This window comes from Methylobacterium aquaticum, assembly GCF_016804325.1.
Taxonomy (GTDB): Bacteria; Pseudomonadota; Alphaproteobacteria; order Rhizobiales; family Beijerinckiaceae; genus Methylobacterium; species Methylobacterium aquaticum_C.
The window spans coordinates 4304783-4320356 of the sequence record NZ_CP043627.1; the positions used below are offsets into that span (position 1 = coordinate 4304783).

Below are 15574 nucleotides of genomic sequence, written 5' to 3' on the forward strand. Positions count from 1 at the left end.
AGACGAGGCGGAGCGGTCAGACGAGCAGGAGGCCGGCCAGCGCCAGCGCGAGGGCCGGCGGCATCACCAGGGCGCCGAGCTTGAGGAAGCTCCAGAAGCTCACGTCCTGGCCCTCGCGGCGGATGGCGGTGAGCCACAGGATGGTGGCGAGCGAGCCGGTGACCGAGAGGTTCGGCCCGAGGTCGACGCCGATCAGCACCGCGCCCGCCACCTTCTCGGGCACGTGGGCGGCCTGGACCGCCGCCCCGGCGATCAGGCCGGCCGGCAGGTTGTTGACGAGGTTGCAGGCGAAGGCGATCAGTGCGCCCGCCCCCCAGGCGGTCTCGGTGGGGGCGGCCGTCGCGGCCTGCTTCAGGGCGTCGGCGACCATCGCCAGCACGCCGGTCTTCTCCAGCGCCTCGACCAGCACGAACAGGCCGGCGACGAGCGGCAGCACGCTCCAGGACACGTCCTTGATCACCTCGACGGTGCCGCTCCCCTTGCGCAGCGCCAGCACGATCAGGGTGGTGGCGAGGCCTGCGACGAAGGTCGGCAGGCCGAGATCGCGCCCCAGCGCCGAGGCGCCGATCAGCACCGCGCCCGTCGCCACGATGCCGAGGCCCGCGACGATTCCCGTGCGCGAGAGCGCCTTCGCCTCGACGTCGGTCGCGACCGATTGCTGCCTGAGGGTCCCGTTCTGGGTGAGCCGCAGGACGAGGTAGGTCGTCCCGATGGCGAGCAGCGACGGCAGGCCGAACAGGGCGAGCCACCGGGTCAGCGGCGGCATGTGCTCGGCGAACACCACGAGGTTCGCCGGGTTCGAGATCGGCAGCACGAACGAGGCGGCGTTGGCGATGAAGGCGCAGATGAACAGGTAGGGCAGCGGATTGTCGACCTTCGCCGCGCGGGTCGCGGCGTAGACCGCCGGCGTCAGCACCACCGCGCAGGCATCGTTCGACAGGAAGACCGTGACCACCGTGCCGACGAGGTAGACCAGGGTGAAGAGCCGCGTCGCCGAGCCCTTGGCGGTGCGCACGGCGATGCCGGCGAGCCAGTCGAACAGGCCCTCCTTCCGGGCCACCTCCGACATCAGCATCATGCCGACGAGGAACAGGTAGACGTCGGTGCCCTTGAGTACGCCCTCCCAGGCGGTTCCGGCCGGGAGCAGGCCGAGCAGAACCAGGGCGAGGGCGCCGGCCACCGCCCAGATCGCCTCCGGCCAGGAGAACGGGCGCACGATCACACCGAGCGTGGCGAGGGCGGCGATCGCCCAGGTCGCGAGGTTGGGGCTTAGCGTCAGCGCGGCCATGGGGGAGGGGTCCTGTCGTCACGGTCGGGAGTAGGGGGAGGGTGTTCGGCTGAGCGGATGGGTCATTCAACCCTCCCCGTCATTCCGGGGCCGCGCAGCGGAGCCCGGAATCCAGAAACTCAGATGGTATCGAACGAGGCGAAGGTCGTTCCGATCCATTCTGAATACCCAGCGGTTCTGGATTCCGGGTTCCGCTGCGCGGCCCCGGAATGACGCGGAGGGTGACAGTCAGGACAGGTGTCAAACAGTTCCGGAGATTTGGGGGACCGTCCCTCACCACTGCCGCCCATTCCGGTTCGGCCCGAGCTGCGTCCCCAGCAAGCCCCGGCCCGGCCAGGCCCCGAGGGCGTCGGCATCGCTGCCGATGCCGCAGGAGGTCGGCAGGCCGTCCGCGTCGGTCGCCGGCTCGATCGTGTCGGTATCTTCGGCACCCGCGCCGACCGCCCGCACGGCGACCGTCCGGGCACCCGCCGGCCAAACGACCTCCGCGGCGTGGCAGCGGGCGCCGTCCTCCCGCGCCATCGCCTGCCAGGGCCCGTCATCGATCCGGAACTCCACCCGCTCCGCCGGCCCGAGCACGAGGGCGCGCAAGGTGAAGCGCTCGCCGATCGCGTGGCCGGCATCATGGGCGAGGCGCCGGTCGGCCGGGGCAGTGACGAGCACGAACGGCCAGGGCCGGGCCAGTTCCTTGAAGCGCCAGCTCACCACGCCGCCGTCGATCGCCGCGACCGCGTAGCCGACCGGGCCCTCCTCGATCTGGCCGGTGGAGCGGGCCGCCGCGTAGACCGTGCGACCGTCATTGGCGAGCTCGTTGTAATGGGTGTGCCCCATCTCGACGAGGCGGACCGGCCCGCGATGGACGAGGTCGGCGACGCGGGCCGCCTCGCCGTCGCCCTTCAGGTCGGCGGGGTAGCTGTGCATGAACAGGGCGCAGTCCCGCCCCCGCGCGGCCTCGAGTTCCGCCGCGAGCCAGGCGACCTGATCAGGCCCGAGGCGGAAATCCGGCCCGCCCGAGCCCGGCCCGCACAGGTCGAGGAACAGGCAGCGCACGCCCCGGACATCGACGGCGTAGGGCAGGCGCGGCACCCCGAGCCCCGTATAGAAGGCGTCGAGGCTGCCGCCCTCCATGTCGTGGTCGCCGGTGATGACGTGGACCGGAAGGCGCAAGCCATCCAGGCCCGCCCGCACCAGGGCATATTGCGCGAGGGTGCCGTTGTCGGCGTTGTCCCGGGCACGAAGACGAAGTCGAGCCCGTCGACCTCGTTCAGCTGGGCGACGATCGCCGCGAAGTCGCGGGCATTCCCGGCGTCGGCCCGGGTCAGGTGAAGGTCGCCGATATGCGCGAAGGCGAGCGGGGCGGGCATCGTCCGGCCTTCTAGGCGGTGGCCAGGGCCGGGCGGCCGGTCGGGTCGGAGGGCGTGCCGGCCTGGGCCGGCTCGAAGCCGCGGGTCTCCGGCATCACCATGAGGTAGAGGGCAAAGCCCAGGCCGGCGATGGCCGCGAGCGTCAGGAAGGCCGCCGAGTAGCCCGCCGAGACGATGATGAGGCCGGCGAGCGTGGCGCTCAACGAGGCGCCGAGCCCCTGCGCGGTCGCGACGGCACCCTGGCTGACGTTGAACCGGCCGGTGCCGCGGGTGAGGTCGGCGACCACGATCGGGAACAGCGCGCCGTAGACGCCAGCGCCGATGCCGTCGAGGAGCTGCACCGCGACGAGGTAGAACGGATTGTTCGAGAAGGTGTAGAGCACGCCGCGCAGGGCCAGCACGCCGAAGGCGGCGAGGAAGATGGGCTTGCGGCCGATCGCATCGGCCTTGTGGCCGACGAACATCGCCACCGGCACCATCACGCATTGCGCCGCCACGATGCAGATCGCGATGAGCGAGGTGGCGTTGTCCTTGCCCGACAGGTGGGTGAGGAGCTGGCCGACCGAGGTCAGCATCGCGGCATTCGAGAGGTGGAAGATCGCAGCCAGCAGCGCGAACAGCATCAGGTACTTGTTCTGGAGCAGCACGGCGAGGCCGGAGGGCTGCTCCTCGCAGGACTGGTCCTCGGCGCAGTCGAGGCCGCGGGCGAGGTCGTTGTCGATCGCCTCGTCCGGCACCATCAGCATCGCGCCGATCGACAGGGCGGCGAGCACGCCCATCAGCCAGAACACCACGATCGGGCCGAACAGGTAGGCCAGGCCCCCGCGAGCGCCGCCGAGACGGCGTTGCCGGCATGGTTGAAGCCCTCGTTGCGGCCGATGCGCTTGGAGAACAGTTTGGGCCCCACCACCCCCAGGGTGATGGCGGCGAGCGCCGGCGGAAAGATCGCCCCGGCGATGCCGGCGAGCGACTGGGTGGCGGCGACCGCGTAGAAGTTCGAGATGAAGGGCAAGGCCAGGCAGCTCAAGGTCACGGCGAGCGCCGCCGCGATCACGATCATGCGCTTGTGCCGCGAGCGGTCGATGAGGGCGCCGGCCGGCGTCTGGGCGATCAGGCCGGCGATGCCGGCGATGGTCATGACCATGCCGGTGGTCGCCTCGTTCCAGCCCTGGTCCGGGCCGCGCACGGCGATGAGGTAGATCGCCAGATAGGGTCCGAGGCCGTCGCGCACGTCCGCCAGGGTGAAGTTGAGCGCGTCGAGCCCACGCAGCGCCCGGGAGGACGGCTGCCGGTCCGGCGCTACGGACGCAGGGACAGGAGTGGGGTTTGCCGTGCTCACCGTGATGTCTCCGGGGGAAGGACTGCCGGGTCCGGAGCCGAGAACCGGCGGGACCACGAAAAGTTGCAATGCCATCGGGATTAGGCTCCTGCGTGGCGCGTGGGCACCACGCAGGTCATCTGGGGAAGGTTCGGATCAGAACCGCCGGGGCGGCGGGGGCGGGGCAGCCCCGGGCGGCGGCGGGGGTGGGGCCGCACCGGGGCCCGGCGGAGGCGGCGCGTCCGGGCCGCCGGGCGGACCGGCCTCGGCCCGCGGACCCCGCGGACGGGGCGGCGGTCCGCCGACCTCGACCAGGTTGTCCGGGCTCGTGCCGAGCGCCCGCACCTCCACCACCGTGCCGAGCGGGCTCTTCGCCACGCTGCCGCGGAGGCTGACGCCCTGGCCGGCCCGCAGGGTCGTAGTCAGGCGCGCGGCCTCGTGCGGAGGCAGCCGCAGGGTGGTGCCGTCGTCGAGGAGCGCCCCGTTCACCTCGCCCCGGCGGCCGTGCAGCAGGGCGGCGATGCGCCCGCTCAGCACCGTCTCGTCGGCGGCGGGCTCCGGGGGGCCGAGGGTGACGAGGGTGGCCCCGGTTGCCTCGTTGCGGATCGAGGCCCCGTCGACGAGCGGCAGGGCCCGGGCGCGCATGCCGCGCACCGAGACCGCGTCGCCCGGCTTCACCGTGAACACGACGGCGCCGGAGAGCCGCGGCGGCAGCTTCACCTCGGTCCCGTCGGTGAGGATCAGGCCGTCGACGTCGCCGCGGGGGGTGAGCGTGTACTGCTTCACCGTGCCCTTGGTCTCCGGCAGGGTGCCGGGATCCCAGACCGAGTTGTCCTGCGCCACGGCCGGTCCGGCCGCCAGGATCACGGCCGCGAGGCCCGCGGCCCGCAAGCCGGGCTTTCCTGTCGTCATCAGCGTCGCTCGTCAGCGCCGGCGGGCGGCCGGCTCGAGGCCTCCCCAGTCAACTCTCGTGCCAGACGCCAATCCCTTGAAGATCCTCGACAATCCGCATCAGTCCAGCGGGCGGGCGTCGGGATTCGGGACATCCTCCGTCGGGTTTTCCGACAGTGCCGGATCGCGCAGGCCGTAGCGCTCGATCTTGGCGTAGAGAAGCTGGCGCTGGATGCCGAGGTGCTTGGCCGCCCGGGCGCGGTTGCCGCCGGTCGCGTGCAGGGCCCGGCGGATCATCGCCTCCTCGAGGCGCGCCACCGCCCCGGGCAGGTCGCCGTCGAGCCAGGCCGGCACGACCCCCGGCGCCTCGCCCGACGCGCCGGTTTCCGGGAGGCCGAGATCCTCCGCGCCGATCACCGCCCCGCGGGCCAGCACCGCCGCCCGCTCGATCACGTTGCGCAACTCGCGCACGTTGCCGGGCCAGGGATGGCGCATCAGCGCGGCGGCGGCCTCCGCACCGAGGCGCTTCTGTCCGGCGCCGTTCGAGGACAGGAAATGCTCGGCCAGCGGCAGGATGTCGGCCAGGCGCTCGCGCAGGGGCGGCAGGGTGATCGGCACCACGTTGAGGCGGTAGAACAGGTCCTGCCGGAAGCCGCCCTCCGCCACGAGGCGCGGCAGGTCGCGATGGGTCGCGGCCACCACCCGGACGGTCACCGGGGCGGGCCGGCCGCCGACCGGCGTCACCACCCGCTCCTGGAGCACCCGCAGGATCTTGGCCTGCATGGCGGGCGGCATGTCGCCGATCTCGTCGAGGAAGAGCGTGCCGCCATCCGCCTCCCGGAAGGCGCCGGGCCGGTCGCTCGTCGCCCCCGTGAAGGCGCCGCGCAGATGGCCGAACAGCTCGCTTTCCAGAAGGTCGGCGGGGATCGCCGCGCAGTTCACCGGCACGAACGGCCCGCCTTGCCGGCGGCCGAAGGCGTGGAGGGCCCGGGCCGCGACCTCCTTGCCGGTGCCGGTCTCGCCCTGGAGCAGCACCGTCGCGTCGCTGTCGGCAGCCAGGCCGACCGCCTTCTGCACCCGCCGCATCGCCTCGCTGGAGCCGATCAGGGCCGAGGCCGGCGCCGGGCCTGGAGCCTCCGGCACGGTGGAGGCCGACAGGCTCAGCATGCCGCGGAGCAGTTCCGTCAGCTCCGCCCGGCCGACCGGCTTCGTCAGGTGGTCGTAGGCGCCGAGCCGCATCGCCTCGATGGTGTTCTCGGCGCTGGCATAGGCGGTCAGCACCGCCACGGGCGGCGGCTGCGCCCCGGCGCGCAGGCGCTGGAGCACCGCCATCCCGTCGATCCCGCCCGGCATGCGCAGGTCGAGGAGCACCGCGGCGATCGCCGGATCGGCCGCGACACGCGCCAGCGCCTCCGCCCCGGAGGCGGCGAGGACGGGCTCGTGGCCGAGATCGCACACCGTCTCGGCCAGGCCCTCGCGCAGGGCCGGCTCGTCGTCGACGATCAGGATGCGGGCGCGCGCGGGACCGGTGACTGAGCGGGCCATGGCAGATCGAGCTCGAAGGTCGCGCCGGGACCCGTCGCCTCGGTGCCTGTCCTGCGGGGAGGTGGGGCGCCGAGCCGCGCCTGTCCACCATGGGCGCGGGCGATCTCGCGCACGATCGCGAGGCCGAGCCCGGTCCCGTCCGGGCGGCCGGTGACGAAGGGCTCGAACAGGCGGCCCCGCACCGCCTCCGGCACGCCGGGGCCCTCGTCCGTCACCCGGATCCGCAGGCGCTCGCCCTCCCGCCCGCTCGAGAGCAGCACCGTGCCGCCCGGCGGGCTGTGCTGGATCGCGTTGAGCACGAGGTTGTCGAGGGCGCGGCGCAGCTGCCCCTCGTCGAGGGGCGCCCGCTCGGGCGACGCTGCCTCCACCACGATCCGCACGCCGTGGGCCCGGGCGAGGTCGTCGTGGAGATCGGCGCAGTCGCGAAGGATCCGGCCGAGATCGGTCGGCGCCGGGACCGGCGGGCGCGGCTGGGTCAGGCTCAGGAGGTCGCGCAGCAGGCGGTCGAGGCGGGCGACCTGATCGAGCACGAGGTCGAGGGCGGCCCGGGCCCGCGCCGGGTCGGGGCTCGCCAGCGCGTTCTCGGCCTTCAGTCGGATCGCCGCCAGGGGGTTGCGGATCTCGTGGGCGATGCCGGCCGCGAGCTGCCCGATGGCCGCCAGCCGCTCGGCCTCCGCGGCGCGGCGGCGGGCGGCGGCGAGGCGGGTGCCCGCCGCGTTCAGCGCCTCCACCAGCCGGTCGAGCTCGCGCAGGCCGGTTTCCGCCAGGCGCGGCAACGCGCCCTCGTCGGACCCGCGCCCGAGCTGGCCTTCGAGCCGGGCGATGCGCCGGCCGAGCACGACGAGCAGCCGCCCGAGAAGCAGGGCCGAGCCCAGCACGGTGGCGGCCAGGAAGCCGAATCCGGCCAGCAACTGGCCGTAGGCCCGGCCCTCGTCGGTATGGACCCGCGCCATGGTCCAGGCCGTCGCCCCCTGGATCGGACCGCGCAAGGGGCAGCCCTGCACCACCAGGGTCTGGGTGCGGGAGGCCCGCCGCGTCGCGACCGGCCGCTCGGCGCTCGAGGCCTCGGCGTTGATGCGCCGGATCGTGTCGATCTCGGCCGAGGGCAGGTCGGTCTTCGGCCCGGTCCCCTCGTAGGTCGGGAAGGCATAGGCCGCCGAACCGCCGGCGGCGGTCCAGATCCCGCCCTCCACCCCCGGATGGCTGGCGAGCGCCGTCACAACTACATCGGTGAGCTGGCGCTTCAGCGGCTCGTCGGGCTCGGCGACCGTGCCGCTCCAGCCGGTGCCGAAGAAGGCGAACCGGTCGCCGATCTCGCGGCAGGCGCGGGCGACCTGCAGCTCGGCCTGGGCGACCTGCACGGCCGCCGACTGGGTGTAGAACTCGTAGAGCAGGTAGGCCGTGGCCGCCGCCGAGGCGAGAATCAGGACCCAGAGGGCGAGGAGGTGGGCGCGGAGCGAGCGGGGCGGCATGGCGGAGAGCATGGCAGAGAGCACGGGACGAGTGTGGGCGGGCGCGGGCCATGCCGCAAATCCGTCGTCGCGTCCCTGCGCCGAATCGTCGGTGCTTGCCAGCTCGGCCGTATGAAGGCAGGGTCTGCGCGGAACAGACGCTCCGCTTGTGGATGCCCGAGACATCCCTCGCCGGACGACACGGCACGGGACTTCGAACCATGATTGTCGAGAGCGGACATGCCGGGACCGACGGCGCCTCGCCGGGACGCCGACTTCACCGTCGCTCCTTCCTGCTCGGCGCGGCGAGCCTCGGCGGGCTCGGGCTCGCCGGCTGCGCGACCTCCGACGGCCTGAGCCTGGCCGAGGTCTCAGCCCTCTACGGGCCGGTGCCTTCGGAAAAGTTCCCGATCCCGGCGGTCGACGTCAGCAAGGTCAACCCGAAATACTACCGCCGCACGGTGCAATACGCCTCCAAGGAGGCGCCCGGGACGATCATCGTCGATCCGGCCAACTACTACGTCTACCGGATCGAGGAAGGCGGGACCGCGACCCGCTACGGCGCCAATGTCGGCCGCGACGGGTTCCGCTGGAGCGGCGACGCCTATGTCGGGCGCAAGAGCGAATGGGCGACCTGGACCCCGCCCCGGGAGATGATCAAGCGCCAGCCCGAGGCCGCCAAATGGGCCCGCGGCATGCCGGGCGGCCTCGACAACCCGCTCGGCGCCCGCACCCTGCACCTCTACCAGAACGGCGCCTACACGCTCTACACGATCTATGCCAGCAGCGACCCGGAATCGATCGGCTCAGGGATCACCAGCGGCTGCGTCGGCCTGCTGAGCCAGGACATGATCCATCTGTATTCGCGGACTCCGGTGAAAACGAAGGTGGTGGTTCTGCCGGCCTAGGATCTTTTGCGGCAAGACAGGCACGGCTTTGTCGCGCAAAAGGCGGCACGGTCCAGTGATGGCGCATGTCGGTCCGGTCCGCCTCTGCGCGGCAGAGACGCTGCCGAATCCATCAGGTCGGCGCTGCGCATCTCCAGCATCGTGGCGACCAGCAAAGGCAAGGTTGTCGTGCTGGGTCTTGCGCTGCTGCGGATGACGGCGCTTCAACTCATCGACCGGCCCGTCCGCGACTGCTCTTAGATGTTTGGTCCCGGAATTTGGTGGTGCGGGTCATTCGTGAACCTGGTCGGGTCGTCTGTCCAGGCTTTGCAGATGGCCTCGTAGGGTGTGAGGCCGCGTAAGCTCTTGAGGCGACGTGCGAAGTTGTAGGCTGTGACAAAGTCGGCGAGGTGCTGTCGAAGTTGATCGTGGCTGTCGTAATGGAAGCGTTTCACGGTCGCTTCCTTGATCGTCCGGTTCATCCGTTCGACCTGCCCGTTCGTCCAGGGATGACGAGGCTTGGTCAAGCGGTGCTCGATGTCGAGATCAGCGCAAGCTCCCTCGAAAGCATGGCAGCGAAACGGCACCTTCTCCGCCCGCATCGCTTTGATGTCTTCGGGCGTCCAACCATCGCCGGTAGGATCGGTGAAGTGTGTGCCATTGTCGGTGAGCACAATCTGGATTTTGTAGGGAACAGCGCTGGCAAGCGCTCTCAGAAAGTCTCCTGCAACGCGGCGGTTCGCTTGCTCATGCAACTCGACGAAGGCGAACTTGGACGTTCGGTCGATGGCCACGAACAGATAGAGTTTGCCTTCCTGTGTTCTGACTTCGGCGATATCGATGTGGAAGTAGCCGATCGGATAGCGTTTGAACTTGGAACGCTTCGGCTGCTCATCGCTCGTGTCTGGCAACCGTGAGATACCATGGCGCTGCAAGCAACGATGCAAGGACGAGCGCGTCAGATGCGGGATTGTTGCCTGGAGAGCGTAGAGGCAATCATCCAGCGGAAGGAGAGTGTGGCGTCGGAACGCCACGATGACCGCCTCGTCCTCGCTCGACAGCACCGTGGATTTCGGTTCGCTCGGTCCTGTCCTGCAGTCTGCGGTCGAGCTCCGCTTCTTCCATTTGGCGACGGTCTTGGGATTGATGCCATAGCGTGTCGCGAGCTGCCTCAAGCTGTCTTGACTATGCTGGATCGCTCGACGGATTGCCGCAGTCGTTGTGGCGCAGCCGTGGTGAACCTGGCCCATAGCGCATCCTTCCACTCGCGCGTGAAATGTGCACCATCAAACCCTGGGATCAAACACTAAACAGCGTCGCCATGACCCATACTCCGCCATCACGATCCTACACGTCGGCCGGATGCACCAGAGTGTGCATCAGCAGGCCTTGCGTATCGACGAGGAGATGGCGCTTCTTACCCTTGATCTTCTTGCCGGCATCGTAGCCGGACGGGTCGATCGTGCGCCCCCTTTTTCTGCGCTCTTGACGCTCTGGCTGTCGATGATCGCTGCCTTTGGGCTGGCCTCACGTCCTGCCTGTTCGCGGCAAAGAACGTAGAGGGTGTGATGGATGCGCAGGAGAGTTCCGTCGTAATCCCATAGATCGAAGTAGCCATACACCGTCGAGCAAGGTGGCAGATCTTTTGGAATGGCACGCCATTGGCACCTTGTTCCAAGGACATACATCAAGCCGTTGACCACCTCGCGCAGATCAACCGTTCGTTTGTTTCCTCCGTGTCGGGCCGGCGGGAGAAGGGGAGCAACAAGCGCCCATTCCTCATCCGTCAAATCAGTGGGATAGCGAAGCTTGCTGCGGCCGTACCGCTGGCGGCTCTCAAGCGTCCACATCGCTCAAGCATACGCCTGTCGGCATGAACCGCAACGCTCTCCGAAAAAACAACTTCTTCCCGGACAGACTCTTGGGCTTGGCCAAGACCTACCGATTTGGCCAGTTTGGAGCGCTGGGCGGCGTCGGGTGGCGGGAACGTCGCGGGGCGCACCGAGCCCCGGGACCCTCTCTCCAGCCGGTCCGTCCGACCCGGTGCCGCGTCAGCGACGCGGCGTGGAGGTTCAGAACAGGTGAAATCCCTGCTCAATCTTGCCCGCCAAATGCGTGACCGCCTCGCCGCTCTGGATGATCTGCGCCGTCACCTGGGCTCGCGACTGGGTGGTGAGGGCGGTAGTCCACATCGCCATGTCATCGGCACCCGCTGCATGGCCTGTCACGTTCTCGTAGATACCGCTGACGAACTGAGCATCCGTCTGTCCAGTCGGGTGCAGCTTTGCATATTCGTCGGAATATAGAAAACCGCCAACGGTTCCCACGAGGGTCGATCGGTTCTGGTCCAGGCCAGAAACCCAGTTCGCTAGGCCATTCGCATCGGGGGCACGATCCAGCAATCCGTAATATAGCCGCGACACCATCGCGCTCGTTAGTTGCGGAACATCTACTCCCTGTCTGAACGATTGACCAACCTGTCCCTGGTTTTCGGCCGACAGGGCGAACCCGTAGGCTACCTCCCCGCGGGACGCGCCGGCCTGAAGCGCCACGACCCAGCCTTCAACCTCCTGGGACGTGCCCGTGCGACCGAGTGCGCCCTGATACATCATCCGCACAAAGTCGCTGTCGCTCAGCCGGTTCGGATCACCGAAGCGTAATGCGAATTCGGGCGAGTCCAGAATGCTTTTCGCGAGGTCGACGAGCGAAGAGCCGCCCTGCCGCGACCTGATGAAGGCCTCCCAGCCGCTCACGTCGGGTGCGCGCTGCAGGATGCCGTCGAACAGGGAGTAGACCTCAAGTTGTACCTGGCTCGGAGCGATGACGTGGGTGAGGAACAGAGAGCGGTTCGGTGTGAAGTCGAAAGTGTAGCTCAGGCTCGTTTCGGCCGTCCGGCTGTCCGGTAGGGTGGTCGTCGCGACAAAATCGAGGGTTGGGTCGGCTCCCTGCAGCCCGTCCAAGATTGTCCGGGGCAGGGCGAGGCTGAAGCCGCCATCGGACCCGGGGATGGTGCCCAGGACCGTGGTGCCACTGCGGATGGTGACCGAGGCGCCGGGGGCAGCACCGAAGACGGTGCCGTAGAGGCTGCGGCCGCCGACATGGTTGGCTACACCACCGACGCCGAGCAGGCTCAGGGACGAGCCCGTCACCTTCGTGCCAAGATAGACTGAGATCGTATCCCGCGCCGTCACGCCGACGAGATCGGTCACGCCGTCCCTGTTGACGTCCGCAGCGGCGAAGGCGTTGGTCGGAGTGGTGACGAGGTTCCTTTCCGCCGCGAAGCTCCCGTTGCCGAGCCCTGCCAGCACGGAGATGCCAGCGTTGCCGGCGACGAGCAGGTCCGCCGCGCCGTCGCCGTCGAGATCTCGCGCCGAGACCGACGCCGCGCCGGCGCTGATAGAAAATTCTCGCACAGGTTCGAACGAGCCGTCGCCGCGTCCAAGCAGGACGGAGACCACGTTCTTCCGGTTGTTCACCACGGCGAGGTCGGCCTTGCCGTCGCCGTTGAAGTCAGCAGTCGCCATCGGCTCCGCGCCGAAGACGTCTCCCAGATAATCCCTCGGGTTGAGGTCGACCTTGTTCCGAAAGGTCCCGTCGCCGTTACCCAAAAGCAAGGAAACGACCGAGCCGTCGCCGTCGGCCACGAACAGATCGAGGTTGCCATCGTTGTTCACGTCGGAGGCGACGACCGCCGTGACGGTGCTGCCGGCAGGGGCTTGGCGCGCGGCAGCGAAGGTGCCGTCCCCGTTGCCGATCAGGATGAAGACGCCGTTTGCAGGGTTGATGACCGGGACGATCAGGTCGACCCGCGCGTCGTTGTTGACGTCGGCGGCGAGGATGCCCCGCGGGCCGCCGGCGGGCAGGCGATAGGCCGCCCCGGCGGAAAAGCTGCCGCCCCCGGTGCCGAGGGACGCAGACACCACACCGATGAAGCTCGACGATAGGATGTCGTTGATCCCGTCGCGATTGACGTCCGCAATCGTGACGCCGTCCGTATAGGTGCCCGCCGCAAGATCCTGCTTCGGCAGAAAGGTGCCGTCGCCCCGACCGAGCAGAATGGAAACAGAATTGTTGTCGTAGCTCGGTGCGATCAGGTCGATAATGCCATCGTTGTTAGCGTCGGCAAGTTCGATATTAAACATAAGCGGCGACGCATTAAAATCTTTCTTATCGAGATAAACCGTTGCCATGACAATCTAATCCAACGTGATTACGTTTCTGGACATTACCCCGGAATTTATCGCGGGACAATAGACGATGCTTCTCCAGTCCGTTGCGGGTGCCGCCCGTCGTCCCGGGGCAGCAGATCGTCGAACCCAACAAGGGGCAGACGGGCTTTGCGGTGCAGCCGAGGCGTTGGGTGATCGAGCGCGCCCTGGGTTGGATCAGTCGCTGCCGCAGGCAGCCTCGGCGACGGACGGAATGCAGACCTCGAACACCATGAAACCGGGCGGCGCCGGGACGATCGTCCCGCACGGCATGTCTAGGTCGGCGACCGGAAGGAGGAGCCGTTCCTTCCGGCCGGCCGTGAACGTCACCGAGAAGCCGATGCCGGCGCGCGGCTCGCCGGTGGCGTTCAGGAAGCGCAGGGCGCGAACGTGAGGCGTGTCCGGCCGTTTGGCGAAAGCGCCGTGGATCGCGTCCCACTCCTCGGCTTTGTGCGGCCGCGTGTCGGCAGGCGCCGGGTTGCCCGATGGCTGCGCCGGCCGGGCGCCCGATCCGCTACTGCTCACCCGTCTCATGCTGCCCGTCCGGCGGAAGTTGCGATGTCGCGAATGGTGCGCTCGCTGGCCGGGGGTTGATGAACAAGCGCATGGCGGTTGATCCCGTACCGGTGTCAGCAGCAAGGTGATCTTGAAATGTCGGCTGCTCCACTCCAACAGCTCCGCTAAGAACGGGATCTCCCAAATAGGGGTAAGACCAGCGCATGTTTTGCATCTGGCACGAGATGTGCTCTCGCTGCGCGATGTGCTGATGTCTGACTGCTGCATGGGGTAGCAGCTAATTTCATGTGGCGTTGCCGCCCCTGCGACCCTGCCCCTCGGCAGAGCTTGCGACGGCTCCATGGCCTTGCCGATCACAAGCCTACCCCTCGTCGTAGTCGCGCAATCGCTTCCTCAAGGGGTGAAGCTGAATGCGAAACCGTTTCGCATCTTGAGCGCTCGCCCATAATCACCCCCTTTCCGGGGAAGTTTGCTTTTGGGCGAGTTGGGGGCGGGTATAGCCCTGGGGGCGGCGGCGTTGGGCGCTGGCGCCCGCTGCGGCTCGGGGCGCGGGATTGGGCGCCTTGCTGGCGCAGGGGCTCCACGAGCCGCCTGAGCGCGGGCATTCGCTGCGGTGAAAGCTACGGCGTACTCCTCGCCGAACCGATGCAAGATCGCCCGGCGCTGAAGGCCGCCCTCCGTGCGCTGGTACTTCTTGCCGGGGTCGGGCTCGTATCGAGCGAGGAAGCCGATCTCGACGAGGAACGCGAGGGAGCCGCGCACCCGGGCTTCGGTGAGCCCAAGGTCGTCCCGATCGGCAAGGCGCGCCATCTCGTCCAGGCCTGTCTGAACAACGATAGTTTTTACGCGCGCCTCGTGGCGCGTCCGATGTCGCTCCGTCCACATCTGCTCTTGCCTCCGCCCGGCCAGGCGGGTCCCAGGTTCGTCTAACAAGACAGATGGGGATGGACGACGGAGGCGCTCAAACAGGCTCTGAGCTTGAGGCGCGTTTTTCCATTAACCTCTGTTTAATGTTTTAAATTAGATCGGGCATTCAGCCAATCGGCATGTGCTAGATCGATCAGGTAGTGATAATATCCGTTTGGCTCAGGTTGAGCGTATTTAATTCCACCCTCATTCACACAATATTGATCTATCGGATATCGGCCGGGCAACTCTGCAAAATTATTGTCATTTCGAAGAAAATCTAATCTTCGTTCGATAAAGCCATTGCCAAAAATAATGTTTGCCATCTGCCGAACTACGGAAACAAAAATCTCATCAGACGGGTGATTTTGAACTAAAAACAGCTCATTATTTTTATAATTTTCTGCAATGTACTCGGATATTGAAATGTTAGTTTCTTTTTCGCGCTCACGAAGTAGCTCAAGACTCCTTTTAGTACGATTTATCATATCAAAAAACATATCGCCACGTTCATAAATAATTTTGGCATCCTGCAAGGTTGCGCCATTGTCAAACAAACGGGTAAATGGTTCAGAGTTCCTGGTCGTACCCTCATGGTAAAATGGCCACAAGCCATCATTATAAAGATAAGGAAAAGAAATTTTGAGGCAATTAGGGCGAAGCTCCGACATTATAGTTTCTTCATTACCGTGTGTCGAGAGCCAGCCGTGGCCGATGCCAATAGGTTGGTAAATGAAAACATCAGCTTCTTGAGCAGATTTCTTTAAACCTTCTCTTGAATCTCCACCAATTAATTTATAATTTTCGAAGTTCTTTATTTCCAATTCATCTCCGCGCTGCGGCAGAAATTGTAAGAACTTTGAGACGCCAATGCCCTGACAATTGGCATAGATGCATACTTTCATGACACTCGCGCCACAATAGAGACAAGAGCTACGCCTTGCTGCGTATCATGCAGAGAAGGCAGCAGAAACGTCGATTTTCCAAAAAGCGACATCGATCTGATCCGCTAGTCTGCGTTCGCAATCGCGGCAAAGAGGCTATGGATGTGCTACCACGCACTCAGCTGTACGCCAACCTCAATCTTCGCGCGAACCATTGGCTAGCAGGTTGCGCACGATTTTATCAATCACGCAGGATTTATACTGTTGCCCCTGGGTAATTTTTCTTAGCTTAAGTGCATCAAAATTTGGCGAGCTA

At 66.9% G+C, this 15574-nt stretch carries 11 protein-coding genes and 3 pseudogenes; 3 read left to right on the forward strand and 11 right to left on the reverse strand.

The window, feature by feature from the left end; translation table 11 throughout:
- Positions 1 to 16: 16 nt before the first annotated feature.
- The 6 genes and pseudogenes from F1D61_RS19630 to F1D61_RS19655 form a co-directional block, all read right to left on the reverse strand.
- The gene (locus F1D61_RS19630; RefSeq protein WP_203153388.1) at positions 17 to 1288 is read right to left on the reverse strand and encodes an arsenic transporter; all 1272 of its coding nucleotides are present in this window, start codon (positions 1286 to 1288) and stop codon (positions 17 to 19) included.
- 273 nt (positions 1289 to 1561) lie between these two features.
- A complete protein-coding gene (locus F1D61_RS19635) occupies positions 1562 to 2476 on the reverse strand; it encodes a metallophosphoesterase family protein (protein ID WP_246775419.1) in 915 nt (304 codons plus the stop codon).
- Positions 2477 to 2663: 187 nt separating this feature from the next.
- Positions 2664 to 3991 (reverse strand): annotated as a pseudogene (locus tag F1D61_RS19640) (MFS transporter).
- Between the two features lie 135 nt (positions 3992 to 4126).
- Positions 4127 to 4882, reverse strand: coding sequence for a hypothetical protein (locus tag F1D61_RS19645; RefSeq protein ID WP_203153390.1), 756 nt, complete (start codon positions 4880 to 4882; stop codon positions 4127 to 4129).
- Positions 4883 to 4981: 99 nt separating this feature from the next.
- Entirely contained in the window at positions 4982 to 6406 is a 1425-nt protein-coding gene (locus tag F1D61_RS19650; RefSeq protein WP_203153392.1) for a sigma-54-dependent transcriptional regulator, read from the reverse strand.
- On the reverse strand, positions 6364 to 7878 hold the full coding sequence (locus F1D61_RS19655) for a sensor histidine kinase (RefSeq protein ID WP_203159162.1): 1515 nt from the start codon (positions 7876 to 7878) through the stop codon (positions 6364 to 6366). Before F1D61_RS19655 ends, F1D61_RS19650 begins: the two co-directional genes overlap by 43 nt.
- 200 nt (positions 7879 to 8078) lie before the next feature.
- Between F1D61_RS19655 and F1D61_RS19660 the strand changes: the two genes are divergently transcribed.
- A complete protein-coding gene (locus tag F1D61_RS19660) occupies positions 8079 to 8765 on the forward strand; it encodes a L,D-transpeptidase (protein ID WP_203153394.1) in 687 nt (228 codons plus the stop codon).
- Positions 8766 to 9001: 236 nt separating this feature from the next.
- Here F1D61_RS19660 and F1D61_RS19665 read toward each other — a convergent pair whose 3' ends face one another.
- From F1D61_RS19665 to F1D61_RS19675, 3 genes and pseudogenes are all read right to left on the reverse strand, one after another.
- The gene (locus tag F1D61_RS19665; protein ID WP_203153396.1) at positions 9002 to 9994 is read right to left on the reverse strand and encodes an IS481 family transposase; all 993 of its coding nucleotides are present in this window, start codon (positions 9992 to 9994) and stop codon (positions 9002 to 9004) included.
- 100 nt (positions 9995 to 10094) lie between these two features.
- Positions 10095 to 10594 (reverse strand): annotated as a pseudogene (locus tag F1D61_RS19670) (IS5 family transposase); the annotation flags it as partial.
- 222 nt (positions 10595 to 10816) lie between these two features.
- The gene (locus F1D61_RS19675; RefSeq protein ID WP_203153398.1) at positions 10817 to 12934 is read right to left on the reverse strand and encodes an FG-GAP-like repeat-containing protein; all 2118 of its coding nucleotides are present in this window, start codon (positions 12932 to 12934) and stop codon (positions 10817 to 10819) included.
- Between the two features lie 134 nt (positions 12935 to 13068).
- Between F1D61_RS19675 and F1D61_RS19680 the strand changes: the two are divergent.
- Positions 13069 to 13146, forward strand: a pseudogene (locus F1D61_RS19680) (IS5/IS1182 family transposase); the annotation flags it as partial.
- Here F1D61_RS19680 and F1D61_RS19685 read toward each other — a convergent pair.
- Positions 13130 to 13486 (reverse strand): hypothetical protein, encoded by a 357-nt coding sequence (locus tag F1D61_RS19685; protein ID WP_203153400.1) that lies wholly within the window; start codon positions 13484 to 13486, stop codon positions 13130 to 13132. The pseudogene F1D61_RS19680 and the gene F1D61_RS19685 overlap by 17 nt on opposite strands.
- A 627-nt stretch (positions 13487 to 14113) precedes the next feature.
- Between F1D61_RS19685 and F1D61_RS19690 the strand changes: the two genes are divergently transcribed.
- On the forward strand, positions 14114 to 14398 hold the full coding sequence (locus F1D61_RS19690) for a hypothetical protein (RefSeq protein ID WP_203153403.1): 285 nt from the start codon (positions 14114 to 14116) through the stop codon (positions 14396 to 14398).
- Between the two features lie 77 nt (positions 14399 to 14475).
- On the opposite strand, the gene F1D61_RS19695 is transcribed toward F1D61_RS19690, so the two are convergent.
- On the reverse strand, positions 14476 to 15279 hold the full coding sequence (locus F1D61_RS19695) for a WcbI family polysaccharide biosynthesis putative acetyltransferase (protein ID WP_203153405.1): 804 nt from the start codon (positions 15277 to 15279) through the stop codon (positions 14476 to 14478).
- Positions 15280 to 15574: the final 295 nt, after the last annotated feature.